General features: G+C 51.6%; 23 protein-coding genes. 6 read left to right on the top strand and 17 right to left on the bottom strand.

Going from position 1 to position 21,897, the window contains the following annotated elements:
• Positions 1-13 precede the first annotated feature (13 nt).
• Positions 14-1,399, bottom strand: coding sequence for an anaerobic C4-dicarboxylate transporter DcuC (gene dcuC / locus GHC22_RS16675; protein WP_003022136.1), 1,386 nt, complete (start codon positions 1,397-1,399; stop codon positions 14-16).
• A gap of 462 nt (positions 1,400-1,861) precedes the next feature.
• Between dcuC and pagP the strand changes: the two genes are divergently transcribed.
• Positions 1,862-2,425 carry a lipid IV(A) palmitoyltransferase PagP gene (gene pagP / locus GHC22_RS16670; protein ID WP_003831280.1) on the top strand — a complete coding sequence of 188 codons (564 nt, stop codon included), beginning with the start codon at positions 1,862-1,864 and terminating at the stop codon, positions 2,423-2,425.
• 189 nt (positions 2,426-2,614) lie between these two features.
• Complete coding sequence (gene cspE, locus GHC22_RS16665; RefSeq protein WP_000034825.1) at positions 2,615-2,824, top strand: transcription antiterminator/RNA stability regulator CspE; 210 nt, start codon at positions 2,615-2,617, stop codon at positions 2,822-2,824.
• A gap of 52 nt (positions 2,825-2,876) precedes the next feature.
• On the opposite strand, the gene crcB is transcribed toward cspE, so the two are convergent.
• Positions 2,877-3,260 carry a fluoride efflux transporter CrcB gene (gene crcB / locus GHC22_RS16660; RefSeq protein WP_003831281.1) on the bottom strand — a complete coding sequence of 128 codons (384 nt, stop codon included), beginning with the start codon at positions 3,258-3,260 and terminating at the stop codon, positions 2,877-2,879.
• Positions 3,261-3,350: 90 nt separating this feature from the next.
• Between crcB and GHC22_RS16655 the strand changes: the two genes are divergently transcribed.
• Both GHC22_RS16655 and tatE read left to right on the top strand, forming a co-directional pair.
• Positions 3,351-4,139, top strand: a complete 789-nt coding sequence (locus GHC22_RS16655) for a deaminated glutathione amidase (protein ID WP_153753556.1) — start codon at positions 3,351-3,353, stop codon at positions 4,137-4,139.
• Between the two features lie 128 nt (positions 4,140-4,267).
• Complete coding sequence (tatE, locus tag GHC22_RS16650; RefSeq protein WP_003022699.1) at positions 4,268-4,471, top strand: twin-arginine translocase subunit TatE; 204 nt, start codon at positions 4,268-4,270, stop codon at positions 4,469-4,471.
• A gap of 98 nt (positions 4,472-4,569) precedes the next feature.
• Here tatE and lipA read toward each other — a convergent pair whose 3' ends face one another.
• From lipA to GHC22_RS16600, 10 genes are all read right to left on the bottom strand, one after another.
• Positions 4,570-5,535, bottom strand: a complete 966-nt coding sequence (gene lipA / locus GHC22_RS16645) for a lipoyl synthase (RefSeq protein WP_153753554.1) — start codon at positions 5,533-5,535, stop codon at positions 4,570-4,572.
• Positions 5,536-5,741: 206 nt separating this feature from the next.
• Positions 5,742-6,383: a lipoyl(octanoyl) transferase LipB gene (gene lipB / locus GHC22_RS16640; protein WP_153753552.1), complete on the bottom strand. Its 642-nt coding sequence runs from the start codon at positions 6,381-6,383 to the stop codon at positions 5,742-5,744.
• Between the two features lie 114 nt (positions 6,384-6,497).
• On the bottom strand, positions 6,498-6,761 hold the full coding sequence (ybeD, locus tag GHC22_RS16635) for a DUF493 family protein YbeD (RefSeq protein WP_003022706.1): 264 nt from the start codon (positions 6,759-6,761) through the stop codon (positions 6,498-6,500).
• A gap of 106 nt (positions 6,762-6,867) precedes the next feature.
• Positions 6,868-8,079 (bottom strand): D-alanyl-D-alanine carboxypeptidase DacA, encoded by a 1,212-nt coding sequence (gene dacA, locus GHC22_RS16630; protein ID WP_003022711.1) that lies wholly within the window; start codon positions 8,077-8,079, stop codon positions 6,868-6,870.
• A gap of 142 nt (positions 8,080-8,221) precedes the next feature.
• Positions 8,222-9,331, bottom strand: a complete 1,110-nt coding sequence (rlpA, locus tag GHC22_RS16625; protein WP_153753551.1) for an endolytic peptidoglycan transglycosylase RlpA — start codon at positions 9,329-9,331, stop codon at positions 8,222-8,224.
• Between the two features lie 10 nt (positions 9,332-9,341).
• A complete protein-coding gene (gene mrdB, locus GHC22_RS16620) occupies positions 9,342-10,454 on the bottom strand; it encodes a peptidoglycan glycosyltransferase MrdB (protein WP_003022718.1) in 1,113 nt (370 codons plus the stop codon).
• 2 nt (positions 10,455-10,456) lie between these two features.
• Positions 10,457-12,358: a peptidoglycan DD-transpeptidase MrdA gene (gene mrdA / locus GHC22_RS16615; protein WP_003831292.1), complete on the bottom strand. Its 1,902-nt coding sequence runs from the start codon at positions 12,356-12,358 to the stop codon at positions 10,457-10,459.
• A 30-nt stretch (positions 12,359-12,388) separates the two neighbouring features.
• Complete coding sequence (rlmH, locus tag GHC22_RS16610) at positions 12,389-12,856, bottom strand: 23S rRNA (pseudouridine(1915)-N(3))-methyltransferase RlmH (protein WP_003022725.1); 468 nt, start codon at positions 12,854-12,856, stop codon at positions 12,389-12,391.
• 3 nt (positions 12,857-12,859) lie between these two features.
• Positions 12,860-13,177 carry a ribosome silencing factor gene (rsfS, locus tag GHC22_RS16605; protein WP_003022728.1) on the bottom strand — a complete coding sequence of 106 codons (318 nt, stop codon included), beginning with the start codon at positions 13,175-13,177 and terminating at the stop codon, positions 12,860-12,862.
• A gap of 254 nt (positions 13,178-13,431) precedes the next feature.
• Positions 13,432-14,043, bottom strand: coding sequence for an adenosylcobalamin/alpha-ribazole phosphatase (locus tag GHC22_RS16600; RefSeq protein ID WP_008784086.1), 612 nt, complete (start codon positions 14,041-14,043; stop codon positions 13,432-13,434).
• A 96-nt stretch (positions 14,044-14,139) separates the two neighbouring features.
• Between GHC22_RS16600 and cobD the strand changes: the two genes are divergently transcribed.
• The gene (cobD, locus tag GHC22_RS16595; RefSeq protein WP_153753548.1) at positions 14,140-15,234 is read left to right on the top strand and encodes a threonine-phosphate decarboxylase CobD; all 1,095 of its coding nucleotides are present in this window, start codon (positions 14,140-14,142) and stop codon (positions 15,232-15,234) included.
• Here the strand turns inward: cobD and nadD are convergent.
• The 4 genes from nadD to leuS are packed head-to-tail and all read right to left on the bottom strand — an operon-like array spanning position 15,209 to position 20,079.
• Entirely contained in the window at positions 15,209-15,850 is a 642-nt protein-coding gene (nadD, locus tag GHC22_RS16590) for a nicotinate-nucleotide adenylyltransferase (RefSeq protein WP_122973951.1), read from the bottom strand. The two genes, cobD and nadD, sit on opposite strands and share 26 nt — an antisense overlap.
• Position 15,851: 1 nt before the next feature.
• Positions 15,852-16,883 (bottom strand): DNA polymerase III subunit delta, encoded by a 1,032-nt coding sequence (holA, locus tag GHC22_RS16585; RefSeq protein WP_032942687.1) that lies wholly within the window; start codon positions 16,881-16,883, stop codon positions 15,852-15,854.
• A complete protein-coding gene (gene lptE / locus GHC22_RS16580; protein WP_103284875.1) occupies positions 16,883-17,482 on the bottom strand; it encodes an LPS assembly lipoprotein LptE in 600 nt (199 codons plus the stop codon). The genes holA and lptE overlap by 1 nt, the downstream gene beginning before the upstream one ends.
• Positions 17,483-17,496: 14 nt before the next feature.
• On the bottom strand, positions 17,497-20,079 hold the full coding sequence (gene leuS / locus GHC22_RS16575; RefSeq protein ID WP_095533124.1) for a leucine--tRNA ligase: 2,583 nt from the start codon (positions 20,077-20,079) through the stop codon (positions 17,497-17,499).
• A gap of 235 nt (positions 20,080-20,314) precedes the next feature.
• On the opposite strand from leuS, the gene GHC22_RS16570 reads away from it, so the two are divergent.
• Positions 20,315-20,797 (top strand): zinc ribbon-containing protein, encoded by a 483-nt coding sequence (locus GHC22_RS16570; protein ID WP_003022748.1) that lies wholly within the window; start codon positions 20,315-20,317, stop codon positions 20,795-20,797.
• A gap of 106 nt (positions 20,798-20,903) precedes the next feature.
• Here GHC22_RS16570 and rihA read toward each other — a convergent pair whose 3' ends face one another.
• On the bottom strand, positions 20,904-21,839 hold the full coding sequence (gene rihA, locus GHC22_RS16565; RefSeq protein ID WP_153753546.1) for a pyrimidine-specific ribonucleoside hydrolase RihA: 936 nt from the start codon (positions 21,837-21,839) through the stop codon (positions 20,904-20,906).
• Positions 21,840-21,897 lie beyond the last annotated feature (58 nt).

Here is a 21,897-nt window from a genome sequence, read left to right as displayed (position 1 = left end):
ATTTCTCTGAGTATCAGCCGCCAACGACGGCTGAAGAAGAACCTGGTACCATCACTTCAGTTGCGATAATCACAACCAACAACCCAACCAGAACCGGAACCGAGGTACGTTTCACCACTTCGAACGGAGAAATCTTCGCCATACCAGCAACAGCAACCACCACGCCGGAGACCGGGGAGATTGTGCGTCCAAGGTTTGACGCCTGCAGCATCGGGATAACAAGGTAAGCTGGGTTAATGCCGGAGGAATGCGCCAGCTTAGGGATCATCTCAACGAAGGCATAGAACGGGGCGTTACCGGAACCCGTAGTCATTGCCGCCAGCATAGTCAGGATCACCAGCACCATCATCAGAATAATGCTCGCCGAACCAAACGAGGTAGCGATAGAAATCAGACTCTGAATAAAGCCGATTGTGCTCAGGCCCTGGGCAAAAACACCCGCAGCGACTAACAACATCACCACGTTAGCAAAGGCATCCGCCATGCCACGGTAAGCGACTTCCAGACCAGAGAAAACCTTTTGGGTATTGAACCCACGTACGAACTCCAGAATAGCCGCGATGAGCATGCACAGTACCAGAATCGTAATGATATGCAGCTGTGGACCCCATTTACCATCAAAAATCAGGACGCCAACAATCGGGGTAAACGGCAGAATGGCGTAAAATGACGGGGCAGTCGTGGTGATTTCAGCCACATCTAACATTTCATGAGAAATGTTCTCTTTTTTATCCAGAAAACGCTGCCAGAAAAAGTGGGCAATCGCCATAGCAATGATGGCGGCAATGGAAATTGGCAGCGTGGTTTTAAAGGCGAAATCGATCAGCGGCATTTCCGCAGCTTTTGCCGCCAGCACCACATCACCGGATGTTGGTGAAAGAATAATTGCAGCAGGGGAGGCACAAATGGCCGCTGCGGCGCCACGGCTGATCCCAACGTTAACCATGACCGGGAATAGTGTTGCCATCAGCAATACACCCAGACCGGTTGCTGAAGAAACCGCCAGTGACATCAGGCAGGCGACAAAATAGGCGGCAATCATTAGCAGGTAAGGAGAGTTGATGTATTGCAGAGGCTTGGAGGCCAGCTTAACGACCATATCGTTCGCGCCAATGTGGGTCATATAAGCGGCAAAACCACACAGCATCATGATCATCATGCCGAGATCGCCACCACGGCTCATCAGCAAAATTTTAATATATTCAACAATGTCTGTTGCCGTATAGCCCGTTGATGCCGCGCTGGACGGCAAAACTTTATGCCCCATCAGCGCACTGATAATCAGCAAAACCAGACCACCAACAAACAGTACGCCTGTCGCGGAATAACCTTTAATGATGTAGCGCGCTACACCCACAATAACCACAACCCCAATAAGGAGTTCAATAAATGTCAACATCGTTTCCCCTGTCGCATTGCTGCCCAGAAAGTAAAAAAACTAAAAAAAGTAAAAAGTGGTGACAGAATGTGCCTAATAAACCGATAACTCTTGCTGATTAAAATCAATAAAAATACGGATTCAAGCGATGGTTAAGCCGTTTTTTCAGCATCGCGGTTTAAAAAAGAATCTCACAATAAGAAACTGTGAAGCGCAGCGCTGATGTGTGTGTTTTGTGGCGATGATGAATATTGATTGTTAATTTATTGTGATGATATTTAACTTTTTTCGCAGGAAAGAACAATTTATTGGCAATAAAGAGAAAATAGTTCCTATTAGATGGCTCAATAAACTCATGGATAATTATCTTAAAAATTATAGGCTGAGGATTATTCTGATTTTTTAGCTGCGCATTTTTGTTAAGCTAACATTAAGGTTGGGTTTGCTACAATTAATAATAAATCCCAGGATGGTAATTAAGTTGTGATTGTCGCTAAACGATATTTTCTCATTTTTTCATTTCTTTTTATTCAGTTAGCTTTCATTCCCCAGGGCGCTGCTGAAGATAAAGGCTGGTTCGCTACTTTTAAAGACAACGTCAGTGAAACCTGGCAGCAGCCAGAACATTATGATCTGTACGTGCCGGCTATTACCTGGCATGCACGCTTTGCCTACGATAAAGAAAAAACGGATCGCTACAATGAACGTCCATGGGGGGCGGGCTTTGGTCAATCCCGTTGGGATGATAAAGGTAACTGGCACGGGCTTTATATAATGGCCTTTAAGGATTCCTACAATAAATGGGAACCCATTGGTGGTTATGGCTGGGAAAAAACCTGGCGACCGCTGGCAGATGAAAATTTTCATACAGGTCTCGGTTTTACCGCTGGTTTTACCGCGCGCGATAACTGGAACTACATTCCGGTTCCCGTGCTGTTACCGCTGGCATCAATAGGGTATGGTCCGGCAACGTTCCAGATGACCTACATTCCGGGAACGTACAACAACGGTAACGTCTACTTTGCATGGATGCGTTTCCAGTTTTGATGGACTACCTGTATTGTCAGGTGGATTATTAAAAAGTCTTTTAAAAACAGTGCCATATTAACTTTAACTGAAAAATAACGCGACATTTATCACTTTTTGATAAAATTCGACTGGACAAAGTCCACCACAATTGTTGTACTGATACCCGACACAGCATTTGTGTCTATTTTTCATGTAAAGGTAATTTTGATGTCTAAGATTAAAGGTAACGTTAAGTGGTTTAATGAGTCCAAAGGATTCGGTTTCATTACTCCGGAAGATGGCAGCAAAGACGTGTTCGTACACTTCTCTGCAATCCAGACCAATGGTTTTAAAACTCTGGCTGAAGGTCAGCGTGTAGAGTTCGAAATCACTAACGGTGCCAAAGGCCCTTCTGCTGCAAACGTAATCGCTCTGTAAGCATACGACAGCAAGCATTCAAAACCCGCTTAATTGCGGGTTTTTTTTCGCTTCAGTGCGCGGGAGAGGCCGAAACCAGCCAGAATGCCAGGGCGGTCATCGCAAATGATCCCAACAGATTAACCAGTACATTCACCATAGCCCAACCAAAGCGTCCTTCCTGTAGCAAAAACACCACCTCAGCTGAGAAAGTGGAAAACGTTGTTAGTCCCCCGCAAAAGCCAGTGGTAATCAGTACCTTCCACATTGGATCAATGTTAGTCATGCGATTAAACCACGCCAGACCCATACCAATGATAAATGCGCCAAGTAAGTTTGCAGCCAGCGTACCGAATGGGATGGCCTGATGTAGCGGGTTAAACCTCATGCTCAACATCCATCTTGCTACACTACCTGTACCACCACCGATAAAAACCGCTAAAAGGAGTTGTAACACTGCATAATCCTGCTATTTGATTGTATATAGGATGAGTGTAACGCTGAATAATCGTGGTTGGCGAGCCTAACAACGTTTTCTGGAGGGAATATGTTTGTTGCAGCAGGGCAATTTGCCGTGGGACCTTCATGGGAAAAAAATGCAGAAACCTGCGTCTTTTTGATGTCTCAGGCTGCAGGAGAGGGGGCGTCGCTGCTGGTATTACCGGAGGCGCTTCTGGCCCGTGACGATCTGGACCCAGACCTGTCAGTGAAATCAGCTCAACTGCTGGAGGGCGGATTTTTGACGCGCTTGCTGCGAGAAAGCGCGCAAAACGAGATGACGACAATCCTGACGATTCATGTTCCTTCTGTGCCAGGCCGGGCGTTTAACATGCTGGTGGCGCTACGGGCAGGTCAGGTCGTGGCCCATTACGCTAAATTACATCTCTATGATGCCTTTTCGATTCAGGAGTCACGAAATGTGGATGCAGGGGACGCCATAGCGCCGCTGCTGGACGTAGACGGGTTAAAAGTAGGGTTAATGACCTGTTATGATCTGCGCTTTCCTGAGCTGGCGCTGGTGCACGCATTGCAGGGAGCGGAAATTCTTGTCTTACCCGCAGCCTGGGTTCGGGGATCGCTTAAAGAGCATCACTGGGCTACGCTTTTGGCGGCAAGAGCGTTAGATGCGACGTGTTACTTGATTGCGGCGGGAGAGTGCGGTAACAAGAATATCGGCCAAAGCAGGGTCATCGACCCCTTTGGTGTGACCATTGCTGCTGCGGCAGAAACGCCCGCGCTAATTATGGCCGAGGTTTCCGCCGAGCGGGTGAGGCAGGTTAGGGCACAACTCCCGGTGTTAAGTAACCGACGCTTTGCGCCACCGCAATTATTATGACGTTTTTTTAAACAAGGCTTGATTCACCTTGTTACAGATTGCTATTGTGTGCGCGCGTCGAAAGGCCGTTAATATTCTCAGGTTAATATGGCGCTTTATGCAGCCTGGTTTAAGTCAAGAAGGTATCTATGGGTGAGATTAGTATTACCAAACTGCTGGTGGTTGCCGCACTGGTTGTTCTGCTGTTTGGTACCAAGAAGTTACGTACACTGGGTGGAGACCTGGGAACGGCAATCAAGGGCTTCAAGAAAGCAATGAACGACGATAATGCCGATGCTAAGAAAGATGCTGATGGTAGCGTTCAGGCTGAGAAGCTTTCTCATAAAGAGTAATGTCAGGAGCATGATGCTCATACTGCATACTCTGCATGAAAAAAAACCGGCAATTTGCCGGTTTTTTTATTGCTGATATGTAAGTGAGTATTACACGATTACTTCACTTCCAGCCCTTTGGCCTGCATGTCAGCATGGTAAGAAGAGCGAACGAATGGACCGCAGGCTGCATGGGTAAAGCCCATTGCCATAGCTTCGGCTTTCATCTCATCGAACTCATCCGGGCTCACATAGCGTTGAACCGGCAGGTGATGGCGGCTTGGCTGTAAATACTGCCCCAGCGTCAACATGGTTACACCATGACTGCGCAGGTCACGCATGACCTCAATGATTTCCGCATTGGTTTCGCCCAGACCGACCATCAGACCTGATTTAGTCGGAATCTCCGGGTGCGCTTCCTTGAAACGTTCCAGAAGCTTCAGTGACCAGTTGTAGTCAGCACCTGGACGAACATTGCGATAAATACGTGGTACGTTTTCGAGGTTGTGGTTAAACACATTCGGCGGGGTGGCCGTGAGGATATCCAGCGCACGATCCATACGACCACGGAAGTCAGGCACCAGCGTTTCGATTTTAATCGACGGGCTTTTCTCACGAATAGCGGTGATGCAGTCAGCAAAGTGCTGAGCGCCGCCGTCACGCAGATCGTCGCGGTCAACGGAGGTAATGACGACATAGCGCAGCGCCATGTCAGCAATCGTCTGAGCAAGTTTTAACGGCTCGTTAGCATCAGGAGCAACCGGACGGCCATGGGCAACGTCACAGAATGGGCAACGGCGGGTACAGATTGCGCCGAGGATCATAAAGGTTGCAGTTCCGTGATTGAAACATTCAGCCAGGTTAGGGCAGGAAGCTTCTTCGCAGACAGAGTGCAGGCCATTTTTGCGCATTGCCGCTTTGATGCCCTGGATGCGAGTGGAGTCCGCTGGCAGTTTTATTTTCATCCATTCCGGTTTACGCAGCAGGGCTTCACGCTCTGTTGCCACATTTTTTACCGGGATAAGAGCCATCTTATCGGCATCGCGGTATTTAACACCGCGTTCCATCACAATGGGTTTACTCATAGCTTGCGTGTTCCAGTTGCGAATTACGAAGGAAAGCGTTTCAATTCAAGGGAATGTTGCATTTATCAACTATTTTTGAATTAGTGATACGCAGTATATCATTGAAACGGGCCAGAAAGCAGCCTGACAGGCTGGCAAAATGTAAAATAGTTGTTGTTTTGTGCCATTTGCCACAACATATGCCGTGGCAAAGTATGCGCGTATTTTCAGTCCGCAATGTACTCGTGCGGTGGGTTACCCAACAGCGCCAGAATGTTGGCCAGCAGCCGGGGGCGAACGCTCTCGGTCGTGGCGGTGCTATCCCACTGCGATACCTTCGCCATTTCCATTCCGGCATAACCACAAGGATTGATACGCAGGAAAGGCGACAAGTCCATATCCACATTGAGCGCTAAGCCGTGAAATGAACAACCTTTACGAATACGTAACCCCAAAGAGCAGATTTTCTTCTCTCCAACGTATACGCCAGGCGCATCGGCTCGCGGGTGGGCGTCAATACCGATTTCCGCAAGGGTATTCACAACGGTTTGCTCCAGCAGCGTAACCAGTTCGCGAACGCCAAGTTTACGACGCTTCAGGTTCAACAGCACATACATGACCTGCTGGCCCGTCCCGTGATAAGTCACCTGACCGCCACGATCGCTCTGGATCACCGGAATATCTCCTGGCATCAGTACGTGCTCTGCTTTACCTGCCTGACCCTGGGTAAAAACAGGATAATGCTCTACCAGCCAGATTTCGTCATAACTGTTTTCATCGCGGGTATCGGTGAATTCGTGCATGGCCAGAGAAACTGGCTCGTAAGGTTGAAGACCGAGCTGGCGGACAAGAATTTTATCCTGATACAAAACGGCATCTCCGTAGATACTCACATAGAGTAGAGAATATAAAAGAGGGGGAAAAGTATATCACAGGAGGGAGGGGTTACCCGAGCGGGGATGCAGCGGGTAACCAACAGGTTTTTACAGTACCATGCGTACGATATCGATATTGCCTAATTCTTCGTACAGCGTTTCAACCTGCTCAATGTGTGTAGCAGTAATAGTGATTGAGACCGAGTGGTAGTTGCCTTTGCTGCTCGGTTTTACCGTCGGAGAGTAATCACCTGGCGCATGGCGCTGTACCACTTCAACCACCTGATCAACCAGCTCAGGCAACGCCTGCCCCATTACTTTGTAAGTAAATGGAGTAGGGAATTCAAGCAGTTCGTTAAGTTTGGTTTTCATGTCAGCTCCGGCGTTACATCAATAAATAATAACTCCCACAGCGCGTGGGAGTTATCTGGATACCTAGTATATGGGGACGTAAATCACACTTTCAAGTGTTCAATTTTTAGCCAAACCAGTGATGGAACATTAATTTAATGTAATCAATGATTTTCCCAAAGAAGTTGCCTTCAGGGATTTCCTGCAGGACTACCAGCGGGCGCTGCTCAATGGTTTTGCCATCCAACTGGAAGTTGATGGTGCCGACAACCTGGTTTTTCTGCAGCGGTGCGTGCAGTTCTGTGGTGTTCAGCACATAGCTTGCTTTCAGATCTTTCATGCGGCCGCGCGGAATAGTCAGGTAGACATCTTTATCTACGCCTAACGATGCACGATCGGTATTACCAAACCAGGCGGGCTCTGAAGCAAACTCTTTACCGACTTTCAGTGGGTTCACGGTTTCAAAGAAACGGAAGCCCCAGGTCAGCAATTTTTTACTTTCGGTTTCACGACCTTTATAGGTGCGGCCACCCATGACGGCGGAGATCAGACGCATCTGACCTTCGGTTGCGGATGCAACGAGGTTATAGCCAGCCTTGTCGGTATGACCGGTTTTGATACCGTCGACATTCAGGCTGTTATCCCACAGCAGGCCGTTACGGTTTAACTGACGGATGCCGTTAAAGGTGAACTCTTTTTCTTTATAGATAGAGTATTCGTTAGGCACGTCGCGAATCAGCGCCTGACCAATCATCGCCATGTCGCGAGCCGAGCTGTATTGACCGTCAGCATCGAGACCATGAACGGTCTGGAAGTGGGTGTTTTTCAGGCCCAGCGCGTTCACATAGCTGTTCATCAGACCGACGAAAGCATCCTGGCTACCGGCGGCGAAGTCCGCCATTGCCACGCACGCGTCATTCCCGGATTGCAGGTTGATACCACGGATAAGCTGAGAAACAGGAACCTGCATTCCTGGCTTCAGGAACATCAACGATGAACCTTTAAAGACCGGGTTACCTGTAGCCCAGGCGTCATTGCCGACGGTGACCAGATCGGTTTCTTTGAATTTCCCGGCTTTCATCGCCTGGCCGATGACGTAGCTGGTCATCATTTTGGTCAGACTGGCGGGGTCGCGGCGAGTGTCAGCGTTCTGTTCTGCCAGAACTTTGCCTGAATTGTAATCAATCAGGATATATGACTCCGCATCGATCTGCGGAACACCCGGGATCATGGTTTTAATATTCAGGTCATCGGCATGGGCAGCAGAGAGAGAAGCTGCGCAGAGAGCCGCGGTGAGCGCCATACGCTGCACGAAACGAGCGGAAAAAGTGGTCTTCATGGTCTGAACTACGACGTCCGTGATGAAATTAAAAAAAGTGCCCTACTATAGCAAATGCAAAACGGGCAGGCATCTGACTTTCCGCGTGACTTTGTTAATGTCATTTACAGAAACTGACAGTTCAGATACCTGATTTACGTTATTACACGCCGGTGATGAAGGACTGTAATTGCGCCTCGGCTTGAAGACGCTGCTGCAATGTGGAGGCTTCAGCTTTGCTGGCGAACGGCCCCATCTGGATACGCCAGACTGCGCCGTTTTGTACCACCCGACCTGGGACGCCAAATTGCTGGCTTAAACGTTTTTGATACTGCTGCGCACGCGACTGCTCGCTGACTGCGCCAACCTGAACCACGTAGCGTCCGTTGGCTACTGCCGCTGGCGCAGGTGCAGCGACGGCGGCTGGTGTTGCTGCTGGTGCGGTTGGCGTTACCGGTGCGGTGGTGGTCGGTTGCGGAGCCGGAGTCGGCTCGCTACCTTCCAGCACGCCTGCTGCGAGCGTGGTCGGCGCACCGAGGAATCCACTGCTGTTCACTGGCGCACCGGTTGTATCATCGCTTTTCAACGTGGAATTGCTGATCGGACGAATATCGCCTTGCGGCTGACCTGCATCCGATGGCGCAGGCATGCTGCCCATACTGCCACCGCCGCTTAAATCAGGACGCGCGGGCAGGGCATAGGTTTGTTTCGCTACCGTGGTACAAGCCATTCCCGGCCCGGACAAGGAACCATCCTGGGCGACGATGATCGGGTCGATACGTACTTTGGTATTGTTGGAGGTATTCAGACGGTCGGCTGCTGCACGTGAAAGTGAAATCACGCGATCGTTGCCATAAGGGCCGCGATCGTTAATGCGCACGACAATCATCCTGCCGTTTGCCAGGTTAGTTATTCTGGCATAGCTTGGGACTGGCAGCGTCGGATGCGCTGCGGTTAACTGCATCGGGTCGAACGCTTCACCAGACGCGGTTAAGTTGCTTCCGGGTTCCGCATCATAAATAGCGGCAAGCCCTGCCTGGCTAAAGCGGGAAGGGTCCTGGACGATTTTGTAGCTCTTACCATCACGCTGATAGTCCTGATTCGCCGTTGGGTTCAGGGGTTCAAAGCGCGGATCGGCCCCGCTGATTTCAACAATCGGACCATTACACACCGCAGGCTGCGGCGCGACAGCACCCTGTTGCTGACCATCATCACTCGAACACGCCGCGAGCATTCCTGCTGCGATGCAGATACCAAGCCACTGCTTACGCATTGCGTACCCCTTACACGCTTTTCGACAACATTTTTCTATGGGTATGGATCGACATAACAATCCCGAACCCAGCCATCAGCACGATAAGTGCCGAGCCTCCGTAACTAACCAGTGGGAGAGGAACGCCAACCACGGGCAGAATACCGCTCACCATACCAATATTTACGAAGACATAAACGAATAATATCAACATTAAACCACCCGCCATGACGCGACCAAAGGTGGTTTGCGCGTGGGCAGCGATCCATAACCCGCGCATAATCAGCAAAATGTACAGCGCCAGCAGAATTAAGATCCCTACCAGACCCAGTTCTTCCGCTAATACCGCGAAGATAAAATCTGTATGACGTTCGGGTAAAAACTCAAGCTGTGACTGCGTACCGTGTAGCCAGCCCTTACCACGTAGACCGCCGGAGCCAATAGCAATTTTAGACTGAATGATGTGATAACCCGCACCCAGCGGATCGGTTTCCGGATCGAGTAACATCATGACGCGCTGACGTTGATAATCATGCATCAGGAAGAACCACAGTATCGGGATAAACGCCGCAACCAGGACTACCGCAACACCGATTAAACGCCAGCTCAAACCAGAAAGGAACAGAACAAACAGACCGGAAAGAGCGACCAGTATTGAAGTTCCGAGGTCTGGCTGGGCGGCCACCAGCAGGGTGGGCATAAATATCAGCACCAACGCAATGGCGGTATTTTTTAGCGATGGCGGGCAAACATCACGGTTGATGAAGCGCGCGACCATCAGCGGCACGGCAATCTTGGCGATTTCGGATGGCTGAAAACGCACAATCCCCAAATCCAGCCAGCGCTGCGCACCTTTGGAGATAGCGCCGAAGGCATCTACTGCCACCAACAAAATGATGCAAAAGATGTAGAGATAGGGAGCCCAGCCTTCATAAACTCGGGGCGGGATTTGCGCCATCACCACCATGATGACCAGGCCCATTGCGATCTGACCGACCTTGCGCTCCATCATGCCAATATCCTGGCCGCTGGCGCTCCAGATGACCAGCGAGCTGTAAACCAGCAGCGCCAGCAAAATAAGCAACATCGTGGGATCGATGTGGATTTTGTCCCAGAATGTTTTTTTGTTCGGATTATCCGTCACGATTATTGGTCCTCCGCTGCTGCAACCGCGGGGTTTTCTGCAGGCAGATTGGTGTTATTGTCGCCCAACATAATGTGGTCAAGGATCTGGCGCATAATGGTACCCACAGCCGGGCCCGCGCCACCGTTCTCAAGAATTATGGCGACAGCAACCTGGGGCTTATCATAGGGTGCGAAGGCCGTCATCAGCTTGTGGTCACGTAAGCGCTCGGCGATCTTATGTGCGTTATAGGTTTCATTGGCTTTCAGGCCAAAGACCTGTGCAGTACCGGATTTCGCCGCAATTTTGTAAGGTGCGCCAGCGAAATATTTGTGTGCAGTACCGTTAGGACGGTTGGCTACACCGTACATGCCGTCTTTTGCGATTTCCCAATAACCGGAATGAATGTCACCAACGGGTGGTTCGTGCGGCTGAATCCACGGCACTTGCTTGCCGTTTTCTGCCGTACTCATCAGCAGATGCGGAACTTTTACCAAACCGTCGTTGATAAGGATCATCAGCGCTTTACTCATCTGGATAGGGGTTGCTGTCCAGTAACCCTGACCGATGCCGACCGGAATGGTATCACCCTGGTACCATGGCTTTTTGAACCGTTTTTGCTTCCACTCGCGGGTTGGCATGTTTCCGGCGCGCTCTTCGGCAAGATCGATACCCGTATATTGACCGTAGCCAAACTTGCTCATCCACTCTGAAAGGCGGTCTATCCCCATATCATAGGCGATTTGATAGAAAAACGTATCCGCCGACTCTTCCAGAGAACGGGTGATGTTCAGATGGCCGTGCCCCCATTTTTTCCAGTCGCGGTAACGTTTTTCAGAGCCCGGTAATTGCCACCAACCCGGATCGAACAGACCAGTATTGCGGGTGATGACGCCTGCACTTAATGCAGAAACCGCGACGTAAGGTTTAACCGTCGAAGCAGGAGGGTAGACACCCTGAGTTGCGCGGTTAACCAATGGGGTATTCGGGTCATTGAGCAACCCGGAGTAATCTTTACTCGAGATACCATCGACAAACAGGTTCGGGTCGTAGCTCGGCATGGACACCAGTGCGAGAACGCCACCGGTACGCGGGTCGGTGACTACCACCGCGGCACGACTGCCAGCCAGCAGCGTTTCGATGTACTGCTGGAGTTTCAGGTCAAGGGTGAGATAGATATCGTGCCCGGCCTGCGGCGCCACTTCTTTCAGTTGGCGAATGACGCGGCCACGGTTGTTCACTTCAACTTCTTCATAACCCGTCTGGCCGTGAAGTACGTCTTCATAGTAGCGTTCAATACCCAATTTACCGATGTCGTGCGTCGCCGCGTAGTTGGCCAGCTTGCCGTCTTTGTCCAGGCGGTCCACGTCTTTATCGTTGATCTTCGATACGTAGCCAATGACGTGGGTCAGCGCAGAGCCGTAGGGGTAATAGCGGCGTTTATAGCCTTTAACTTCGACGCCGGGAAAGCGATATTGATTAACGGCGAACCGTGCCACCTGCACTTCACTGAGGTTAGTTTTTACCGGAATGGAGGTGAAGCGGTGTGAACGGGCGCGCTCTTTTTTAAAGGCGGCAATGTCGTCGTCCGTCAGGTCTACGACGTTACGCAGCGCGTCGAGGGTATCCTGAACGTTGTCGACCTTTTCCGGCATCATTTCTATCTGATAAATGGTGCGGTTAAGGGCGAGTGGAATTCCGTTACGGTCATAAATGATGCCGCGACTGGGGGCGATAGGCACCAGTTTGATGCGGTTTTCGTTCGAGCGAGTCTGATAATCAGTAAAGCGAACGATTTGCAGATTATAAAGGTTCGCGATCAGCACGCCGGTGAGCAGCAAAATCCCCAAAAAAGCGACCAGCGCCCGGCGCACAAACAGCGCGGACTCAGCCGAATAGTCGCGAAAAGAATTCTGTAGTTTCATCCGCTGCTTAATCTACTCAAGAATCAATGATCACTCACGGTGATAAGGATGGTTGGTGGTGATGCTCCACGCCCTGTACAGACTCTCCGCGACCAGAACCCGAACAAGAGGGTGAGGAAGGGTTAACGCAGAGAGTGACCAGCTTTGTTCCGCTGCCGCTTTACAGGCAGGGGAGAGACCTTCCGGCCCGCCAATCAACAGACTGACGTCACGACCGTCCAGTTTCCAGCGTTCCAGTTCAGTCGCCAGCTGCGGCGTGTCCCAGGGTTTACCAGGGATATCAAGGGTGACGATGCGGTTTTTGCCTGCGGCAGCCAGCATCTGCTCACCCTCTTTGTCGAGAATGCGTTTAATATCCGCGTTCTTGCCGCGTTTTCCTGCCGGGATTTCGATCAGCTCAAAGGGCATATCTTTCGGAAACCGACGGAGATACTCCGTAAACCCGGTTTGCACCCAGTCAGGCATTTTCGTACCCACAGCGACAAGTTGCAGCTTCACGCATTAACTCCAGAGTTTTTCCAGTTCATACAGGCGACGGCTTTCTTCCTGCATCACGTGGACAATCACATCACCGAGGTCAACGACGATCCAGTCTGCAACGTTCTCGCCTTCTACGCCGAGCGGCAGCAGACCAGCAGTGCGGGACTCCTGAACAACGTGGTCTGCGATAGACATTACATGACGGCTGGACGTGCCGGTGCAGATAATCATGCAATCAGTGATGCTGGATTTGCCCTGAACGTCTAAGGCGATGATGTCTTGACCTTTCAGGTCATCAATTTTGTCGATTACAAAATCCTGAAGTGCTTTACCCTGCAAGTGTTCCCCCTGGGTGAAAAGAGTTAAAAACGTCTGTTAGTATACCTGAACCAGAGGCGATATCGGGACAAATGTCTCCGAAAGCGCTTTTGAAGTGCGCTATCATCCCACCCCACGCCGCAGAATGCATCGCCATTTTTGTAAAACAATTTCTGCAAAGCTCTGAAGGGCGGGAAAAGTCAGGTTGCGGAGAATAACAGCCTGTCATGGGGTGTCAATGGGAGAGAAGCCCTTCGGCAGAAAAAACAGGGCTTTCACTCCCCGTCGTGCCATACAGCCCGGCTGTTGAGCACTTTCAGAACCGCAAAATCGTCGCAAAAATCAATTGCGCTCCAGCAACCTTGTTCGACGCGAAAATGCCACATTGCTGCAGCCGGCATGGACAGCAGACGGGCGATCAACACGCTCAGAACACCCTGATGGCTCACCACCAGCAGGTTTTGACACGTTTTGTAATCAGCGAGCTGAGCAATAAAGCGTTCCACACGCTGGGAAAATGCCTGAAAACCTTCACCATTGGTTGGCGTCGCATTCTGCCAGTCGTTACACCACACGGCGTAGTTTTCGGCGTCTTCTCGCGCCAGATCGCGATGATGGCGCATTTCCCAGTCACCAAAAAACATCTCATTGAGCTCAGGCATGTTGCGCACAGGGACTTCACGATCGCCTAAGATCAACTGCGTTGTATGGCGGGCACGTTCCAACTCGCTGCACAGAACGTTGTCGACAGGCACATTGCGTAACAGCGTACCCAGTGTTTGCGCCTGAGCGATACCCCGTTCCGTTAGCGGAGTGGGGGCGTGGCCGCTGTATAAACCAGCGACATTGGCTTCAGTTTCTCCATGACGTACTAACCAGAGTCTCATTTTTTCCTCTTGAGGTTATTCGCACAAAACATGATGTTTGCCCTGATTGCGCAGAGTTTTTTCACTAAAATACCTTTTTTTGCGTGGAGCGGCACGATGTCTTTATTGAAGAGCGCGCATGGTGGCAATACCCGAGAAGCCGCCGAACTGTTGGGCATCTCGCCTGAACAATTGTTGGATTTTAGCGCGAATATTAATCCGCTGGGTATGCCGGCAAGTTTAAAACGCGCGATCGTCGACAACCTGGACTGCGCGGAGCGTTACCCGGATGTTGATTACGCTAAACTGCATGCGGCGCTGGCGGAGCATCATCAGATTCCTGCCTCATGGATACTTGCCGGAAACGGCGAGACTGAGTCGATTTTCACTTTGGTGCAAGGACTTAAACCACGCCATGCGATGATCGTGACGCCCGGGTTTGCTGAATATCGTCGGGCGCTGCACTGGGGAGACTGCACGATCCATGAGTTTGCGCTACGCGAAGACGATGGCTGGCAGCTTACCGATGCAATCCTCGATACGTTAACCTCAGAGCTGGACTGCCTGTTTCTCTGTACGCCCAACAATCCCACTGGCTTGCTGCCCGATAACCGCCTGCTGCGCGAAATAGCCGCGCGTTGTGAGTTGCTTGGGATCAATCTGATCCTTGATGAAGCGTTTATCGATTTTATTGCCGGGGAGCAGGGGTTTATTCCGCTGCTTCGGGATAACCCGCATATTTGGGTGCTGCGCTCGCTAACCAAGTTCTATGCGATACCGGGGCTGCGGTTGGGGTATCTGGTCAACAGTAATGAACAGGCTGTTGCACAGATGCGCCGTCGACAAATGCCGTGGTCAATTAACGCATTTGCTGCACTGGCAGGCGAGATTATTTTACACGACAGCGCATATCAGCAGGCAACGTGGAAGTGGCTGGAGCAAGAGGGCGCGAGGTTTGATCGGCAGTTGAAAGAACTGCCCGGCCTGACGGTGTATCCTGGCAGGGCAAATTATCGCTTATTGCGCTGCGAGCGGGCGGATTTTGATCTGCAACGCGCAATGCTGGAACAACATGTCTTGATTCGCAGTTGTGCTAATTATCCGGGGCTGGATGCGCGCTATTATCGGGTAGCCGTTCGCAGCCAGGAAGAGAATAACCGCCTGTTGGCGGCTCTACGCAAGGTGCTTAGCGGTACAACCCCTGCTGATTGATATAGTCAAGCACTGCAGCTGGCATCAGATCGTCGCACGGCTCGCCTTTTTCCAGACGCTCACGGATGAGCGTGGCGGAGATGTTAAACCACGGCGTTTCAGCCAGATAAATTTTCCCGCAAGGCAAGTTGTGCAGGTCATCTGGCGAATGGGTCAGATGATCCTCCAGCCACTGCTGGTGCTTTTCCTGCGCCATTTCGAGCGGATAGCCCGGACGTCGGCAGACAATGAGGTGGGTGTTACCCAGAATCGTGTCGTAGTCATGCCAGGACGGAAAGGTAAGCAGTGAGTCCTGGCCAATAATAAACGCTAACGGTACTTCCGGGCCTTGCTCCTCGCGCCACTCTTTGAGCGTTTGCGCGGTGTAGGAGGCGGTATCGCGTTTCAGTTCGCGTTCATCGAGGGAGAACAACGGCTTATCGGCAATGGCCAGTTCAACCATGCGCTGACGTTGTTCGCCGGACGCTTCGGGTTGCGCACGATGCGGCGGCACATTATTGGGCATGATAATAACCCGGGAAAGGCCAATCAGATTCGCCAGAATTTCAACCGGTTTAAGATGACCATAATGCACCGGATCAAAGGTGCCACCGAACAGAGCCTGCAATGATTTCATATCAACCATCAATAAAAACATCGGCCAGCGATTTATGGCAGAGCAACAGGGAAAGCCCCTCAAGTTCCGCCCACACTGACTGACCATAGTCTTGTTTAAGCGTAATTTCAGTACGCGTTAACAGTGTTACCGCCTGACGCAACTGCGCAGGGTTCAGCCGGTTTAGCGCGTCACCCATCATACCCCGGCGATTTTGCCACACCCGGTGTTTATCAAACAACGTGCGCAAAGGCGTATGGGCTGACTGCCGTTTTAAGTTGACCAACAGCAGTAATTCACGCTGTATCGTGCGCAGCAAAATAACCGGCTCACTGCCTTCCAGGCGTAACTGTTGCAGAATGTGCAGCGCGCGTTTGCTTTTGCCCATCAGCAGCGCATCCACCCAATGGAACGGGGTAAAGTGCGCGGCATCGTTAACGGCTTTCTCCACGCGAGGCAGCGTTAGTTTGCCATCAGGCCAAAGCAATGCTAGCCGTTCCAGCGCTTGCGCCAGCGCTAACAGATTACCTTCATAGCAATAGCACAACAGCTGATTGGCTGCGTCATCCAGTTGTAGATTGTTAAGCTTCGCTCTGGCGGCGACCCAACGAGGAAGCTGTGCTTGCTCCGGCGTCTGGCAGCTTACCTGCACCGCATTATTGGCAAGTCCGGTATACCATGCGGCGTTTTCCTGCGCTTTAGTCAGTTTGTTGCCGCGAACGATCAGCAGCAGGTCGTCATGTAGCAGTGTGACGAGTGAAGCGAGCTGTTCGTTAATGGCGGCATTGGGGCCATTTTCAGGCAACTGCAAAAGTAGGGTTTGACGGCTGGCAAACAGGCTCATCGCCTGGCAGAGTGAAAAAATCTCTCCCCAGTCGGTGCTATTGTCCAGGGTGAAAGCGTGGTGTTCTTCGAACCCTTGTGTGGCGGCAGCCTGACGGATAGCGTCCTGGCTTTCCTGCAACAAGAGAGGATCGTTACCTAAGAGCAAATACGCCGCGCGCAGCCCCTCATTGAGCTGTGCGCGGAGTTGTTCAGGGTACAACTTGAGCATCAGTTACCCAGCGTGGTGGAAACACGCGCCGGAGATGACGCAGGCTCTGCGGCTTTTGTCGCCGCTGGCTTAGCATCATCATCAGCATTGGATGACAGAGTATCGGCCAGATGTACGCTTGGCAGCTTACGAATTAACTGTTCAGCCGCTTTGTCATACATCTCTTTAACGATCATCTCTTGCTCGTTATCCTTCGCCAGTGCAGCCTGTGGGTTGTCAAAGAACGAACGATAAACTTTGGCGCTGATTGGATAAATATCATGACCTGGAATCAGCACAGTAGCACTTACGGACATCACCATCTGGTATTCAGCCGTTTGACCGTTCTGGAATACCGACGCCGTATCCTGCGAAATGCTGACCGCGCCAAGACGTAAGGACGTCACATCTTTACGCATTGAGCCGTCTTCAAGCAGCGTAACGCCGTTCAGACGCAGCTGATTACGAACCGCGCGGCTTAATGGGCCGTTTGGATCCCCAGAGTCCAGAATCATGGTTTTCATTGAGGGTGGTACCTGCGTAGTATTACGCAGATGCCATCCACATCCGGCGGTGACAAGCACCGCCAGAGATAACAACAATGTTGTCAGAAGTCGCACGCTTCCTCCCGCGCTTAGCCAACGACCAGATTGAGGAGTTTACCTGGTACATAAATCACTTTACGTACGGTAACGCCATCAAGATATTTTGCCACCAGATGCTCCTGGCCAGCACGTTCACGAACCTGTTCTTCTGTCGCATTTACCGGAACGGTAATTTTGCCACGGACCTTACCGTTCACCTGAACTACAACCAGCGTCGAGTCTTCAACCATTGCGGCTTCGTCCGCCACCGGCCACGGTGCGTTGTCGATATCGCCTTCGCCTTTCAGTGCTTCCCACATCGTGAAACAAACATGTGGGGTGAACGGGTTCAGCATGCGAACGACGGCCAGTAACGCTTCCTGCATCAGGGCTCTGTCTTGTTCGTCTTCCTGCGGTGCTTTCGCCAGCTTGTTCATCAGCTCCATAATCGCCGCAATTGCGGTGTTAAAGGTCTGACGACGACCGATATCATCGGTAACTTTAGCAATGGTTTTATGTACGTCGCGACGCAGCGCTTTTTGGTCTTCGCTCAACGCATCAACATTCAGGGCAGCTACATCGCCTTTGGAAGTATGTTCGTAAACCAGCTTCCATACACGTTTCAGGAAGCGGTTCGCCCCTTCAACGCCGGATTCCTGCCATTCCAGCGTCATATCAGCCGGAGATGCGAACATCATGAACAGACGTACCGTGTCAGCGCCGTAACGCTCAACCATCACCTGCGGGTCGATACCGTTATTTTTCGACTTGGACATTTTGCTCATGCCGGTATAGACCAGTTCATGGCCTTCTGCGTCCTGAGCTTTGACGATACGACCTTTTTCGTCGCGCTCAACGATGGCATCAACCGGAGAAACCCAGTTACGCTCGCCGTTTGCACCAACGTAATAGAACGCATCAGCCAGCACCATACCCTGGCACAGCAGCTGTTTGGCCGGTTCGTCAGAGTTGACCATGCCCGCATCGCGCATCAGCTTGTGGAAGAAGCGGAAGTAGAGCAGGTGCATGATGGCGTGTTCAATACCACCAATGTAGATATCAACTGGCAGCCAGTAGTTTGCGGCTTCTGGATCCAGCATCCCTTCGTTGTACTGCGGGCAGGTGTAGCGCGCGTAGTACCAGGAGGATTCCATAAAGGTATCGAAGGTGTCGGTTTCGCGCAGCGCAGGCATGCCGTTAACGGTGGTTTTTGCCCACTCCGGATCGGCTTTGATTGGGCTGGTGATGCCGTCCATAACCACGTCTTCCGGCAGAATAACCGGCAACTGATCTTCTGGCGTCGGCAGTACGGTACCGTCTTCCAACGTCACCATCGGAATTGGCGCACCCCAGTAACGCTGACGGGAAACACCCCAGTCACGCAGACGGTAGTTCACTTTACGCTCACCCACGCCTTTCGCTACCAGCTTGTCAGCAATGGCGTTGAAGGCAGCTTCGAAGTCGAGACCGTCAAACTCGCCGGAGTTAAACAGCACGCCTTTTTCGGTCAGAGCTTGTTCGGACAGATCCGGCTCTGCGCCTTCAGCGGTCAGAATTACTGGCTTGATGGTCAGGCCATATTTTGTCGCAAACTCGTAATCGCGCTGATCGTGGCCCGGAACGGCCATGACTGCGCCCGTACCGTATTCCATCAGGACGAAGTTTGCTGCCCAAACGGGGATTTCTTCGCCAGTCAGCGGGTGAACAGCTTTAAAGCCCGTGTCGACGCCTTTCTTCTCCATGGTTGCCATTTCGGCTTCAGCAACCTTGGTGTTGCGGCATTCGTCAATGAAGGCGGCCAGTTCTGGGTTATTTGCAGCAGCTTTCTGCGCCAGCGGGTGACCTGCGGCAACGGCCAGATAGGTCGCACCCATAAAGGTGTCCGGGCGGGTGGTGTAAACGGTTAGCGTGTTGTCGTAACCGTTCACATCGAAGGTGATTTCCACGCCTTCAGAACGGCCAATCCAGTTGCGCTGCATCGTTTTCACGGTGTCAGGCCAGTGATCCAGGTTATCCAGGTCACGCAGCAGTTCGTCAGCGTAAGCGGTAATTTTGATGAACCACTGTGGGATCTCTTTACGCTCGACTTTGGTATCGCAACGCCAGCAGCAGCCGTCGATAACCTGTTCGTTCGCCAGTACGGTCTGGTCGTTCGGGCACCAGTTGACCGCAGACGTTTTCTTGTACACCAGGCCTTTTTTGTACAGCTCGGTGAAGAATTTCTGTTCCCAACGGTAGTATTCCGGGGTGCAGGTCGCCAGCTCACGGCTCCAGTCGTAACCGAAACCCAGCATTTTGAGCTGGTTTTTCATGTATGCGATGTTGTCGTACGTCCACGGTGCTGGCGCGGTATTGTTTTTAACCGCAGCGCCTTCTGCAGGCAGACCGAACGCATCCCAGCCAATTGGCTGCAGTACGTTTTTGCCCAGCATGCGCTGGTAGCGGGCGATCACGTCACCGATGGTGTAGTTACGTACGTGGCCCATGTGTAGTCGACCAGAAGGATAGGGAAGCATAGACAGGCAGTAATACTTCTCTTTGCTCTCGTCTTCGGTAACTTCAAATGTGCGCTTCTCATCCCAGTGAAGCTGTACTTTGGATTCTATCTCTTCCGGGCGGTATTGCTCTTGCATGGCAGCCAGTGGTCCTGTTTTCAATACAGCTACAAACGTAGCTTTAGATGTGGTGTTTCAGATCCGCATAGCATAGCCCAAACGCCCGCGCCAAAACAGCCTTTCGCGCATTCAGCGTTGAATTCCCGCAAGGATAATTCTTGCACGAATTTACACACTCTGTGGACAGTCTTGCAAAGCGTAGCGTAAATAACGTCTATTATTATAGACAGTTAACGACCCAGGAGGCGAAGCGATGAACAAGGTTGCTCAATATTACCGTGAACTGGTGGCTTCACTGAGCGAACGTCTGCGTAATGGCGAACGCGATATTGATGCGTTGGTGGAGCAGGCGCGTCAACGAGTTATGCAGACCGGGGAGTTAACGCGAACCGAGGTAGAAGAGCTCACCCGGGCCGTCAGACGTGACCTGGAAGAGTTTGCTCTGAGCTATGAAGAAAGTCTTGATGAGGAGACAGACAGCGTCTTTATGCGGGTTATCAAGGAGAGTATCTGGCAGGAACTGGCCGATATTACAGATAAAACGCAGCTCGAATGGCGCGAGGTGTTCCAGGATCTCAGTCATCACGGGGTTTATCACAGCGGTGAGGTGGTCGGATTAGGTAATCTGGTCTGTGAGAAGTGCCACTTCCATTTAGCGGTTTACACCCCGGATGTGCTGCCGCTGTGTCCGAAATGCGGACACGATCAGTTCCAGCGCCGACCGTTTGAGCCGTGATGATTAGGCGTGCCAGAAGTTATTTGTAGGCCTGATAAGATGCGCCAGCATCGCCATCAGGCAATATGCCGGATGGTGGCGCAAGCGCCTTATCCGGCCTACAGTTTTACGCGTAATATCTTAAACGTTCTGCCAGCAAATCGACAAACCCTTGACGATCCACGTCTACCATTACGGTGGCGTTTGGCTTATTGCCGCTCAGGAAGTAGTAATCCACCACGGTCATTCCCTGGGTATATTTACCCTGAGTTTCCACGCCGACCCAGCGTTCAACGGTGGTAAACAGTTCAGGTTTCAGCAGCCAGGCAATGGTGCATGGATCATGCAGTGGTGCGCCGATGAATCCCCATTTTTCATCTTTGTGATATTCAAAGAAGAAGTCGAGTAGTTCAGCTACGATCGTCGAAATGGGATTGCCGATAGCGCGGAACCGCTCGGTATCTTCGCGATGTATTTGCGCTTTATGCGTGACGTCCAGACCAGCCATCACCACTGGAATGCCAGACTGGAATACGATTTCAGCGGCTTCAGGATCCACGAAAATATTGAACTCGGCGGCGGGCGTCCAGTTTCCGAGGCCCATCGCACCACCCATAATTACGATACGGGCGATTTTGGCGTGCAGCTCAGGATGGCTATTCAGGAGCAATGCGACGTTAGTTTGCGGCCCGGTGGAGACAATCGTCACCGGTTCCGGGCTTTCACGCAGGGTTTTCGCCATCAGTTCCACGGCGGTACAGTCTTGTGGCGCAAAAGCGGGTTCCGGCAGCGCCGGGCCATCCAGCCCACTCTCGCCGTGAACGTTATCGGCGATAATCAGATCGCGCATCAGTGGTTTCACTGCGCCACCAGCTACTGGTATATCCGTACGGTTGAGCAACGTTAACATGCGCAACACGTTACGCAGCGTTTTGTCAGGTGTCTGGTTACCGGCTGATGAGGTTATCGCTTTCACATCCAGTTCTGGTGAGGCGAGGGCGAGCACAATTGCGATAGCGTCGTCATGACCCGGATCGCAATCAAACAGGATAGGAAGTGCCATTGTTGCTCCTTGTAAGTGGGACTTTGTGACAAGGTTAACGCTGGGCTGTATGTGTTTC

It is taken from the genome of Citrobacter sp. H12-3-2, from assembly GCF_009649895.1.
GTDB classification, from domain to species: Bacteria; Pseudomonadota; Gammaproteobacteria; order Enterobacterales; family Enterobacteriaceae; genus Citrobacter; species Citrobacter portucalensis.
This window is presented reverse-complemented; position numbering and strand designations above follow the sequence as displayed.

Bases quoted from the DNA above. Each gene is read 5' to 3' on its own strand.
- dcuC (WP_003022136.1), bottom strand. From the start codon at position 1,399: ATGTTGACATTTATTGAACTCCTTATTGGGGTTGTGGTTATTGTGGGT.
- cspE (WP_000034825.1), top strand. From the start codon at position 2,615: ATGTCTAAGATTAAAGGTAACGTTAAGTGGTTTAATGAGTCCAAAGGA.
- GHC22_RS16655 (WP_153753556.1), top strand. From the start codon at position 3,351: ATGTTTGTTGCAGCAGGGCAATTTGCCGTGGGACCTTCATGGGAAAAA.
- tatE (WP_003022699.1), top strand. From the start codon at position 4,268: ATGGGTGAGATTAGTATTACCAAACTGCTGGTGGTTGCCGCACTGGTT.
- lipA (WP_153753554.1), bottom strand. From the start codon at position 5,535: ATGAGTAAACCCATTGTGATGGAACGCGGTGTTAAATACCGCGATGCC.
- ybeD (WP_003022706.1), bottom strand. From the start codon at position 6,761: ATGAAAACCAAACTTAACGAACTGCTTGAATTCCCTACTCCATTTACT.
- dacA (WP_003022711.1), bottom strand. From the start codon at position 8,079: ATGAAGACCACTTTTTCCGCTCGTTTCGTGCAGCGTATGGCGCTCACC.
- rlpA (WP_153753551.1), bottom strand. From the start codon at position 9,331: ATGCGTAAGCAGTGGCTTGGTATCTGCATCGCAGCAGGAATGCTCGCG.
- mrdA (WP_003831292.1), bottom strand. From the start codon at position 12,358: ATGAAACTACAGAATTCTTTTCGCGACTATTCGGCTGAGTCCGCGCTG.
- GHC22_RS16600 (WP_008784086.1), bottom strand. From the start codon at position 14,043: ATGAGACTCTGGTTAGTACGTCATGGAGAAACTGAAGCCAATGTCGCT.
- cobD (WP_153753548.1), top strand. From the start codon at position 14,140: ATGTCTTTATTGAAGAGCGCGCATGGTGGCAATACCCGAGAAGCCGCC.
- nadD (WP_122973951.1), bottom strand. From the start codon at position 15,850: ATGAAATCATTGCAGGCTCTGTTCGGTGGCACCTTTGATCCGGTGCAT.
- holA (WP_032942687.1), bottom strand. From the start codon at position 16,883: ATGCTCAAGTTGTACCCTGAACAACTCCGCGCACAGCTCAATGAGGGG.
- leuS (WP_095533124.1), bottom strand. From the start codon at position 20,079: ATGCAAGAGCAATACCGCCCGGAAGAGATAGAATCCAAAGTACAGCTT.
- GHC22_RS16570 (WP_003022748.1), top strand. From the start codon at position 20,315: ATGAACAAGGTTGCTCAATATTACCGTGAACTGGTGGCTTCACTGAGC.
- rihA (WP_153753546.1), bottom strand. From the start codon at position 21,839: ATGGCACTTCCTATCCTGTTTGATTGCGATCCGGGTCATGACGACGCT.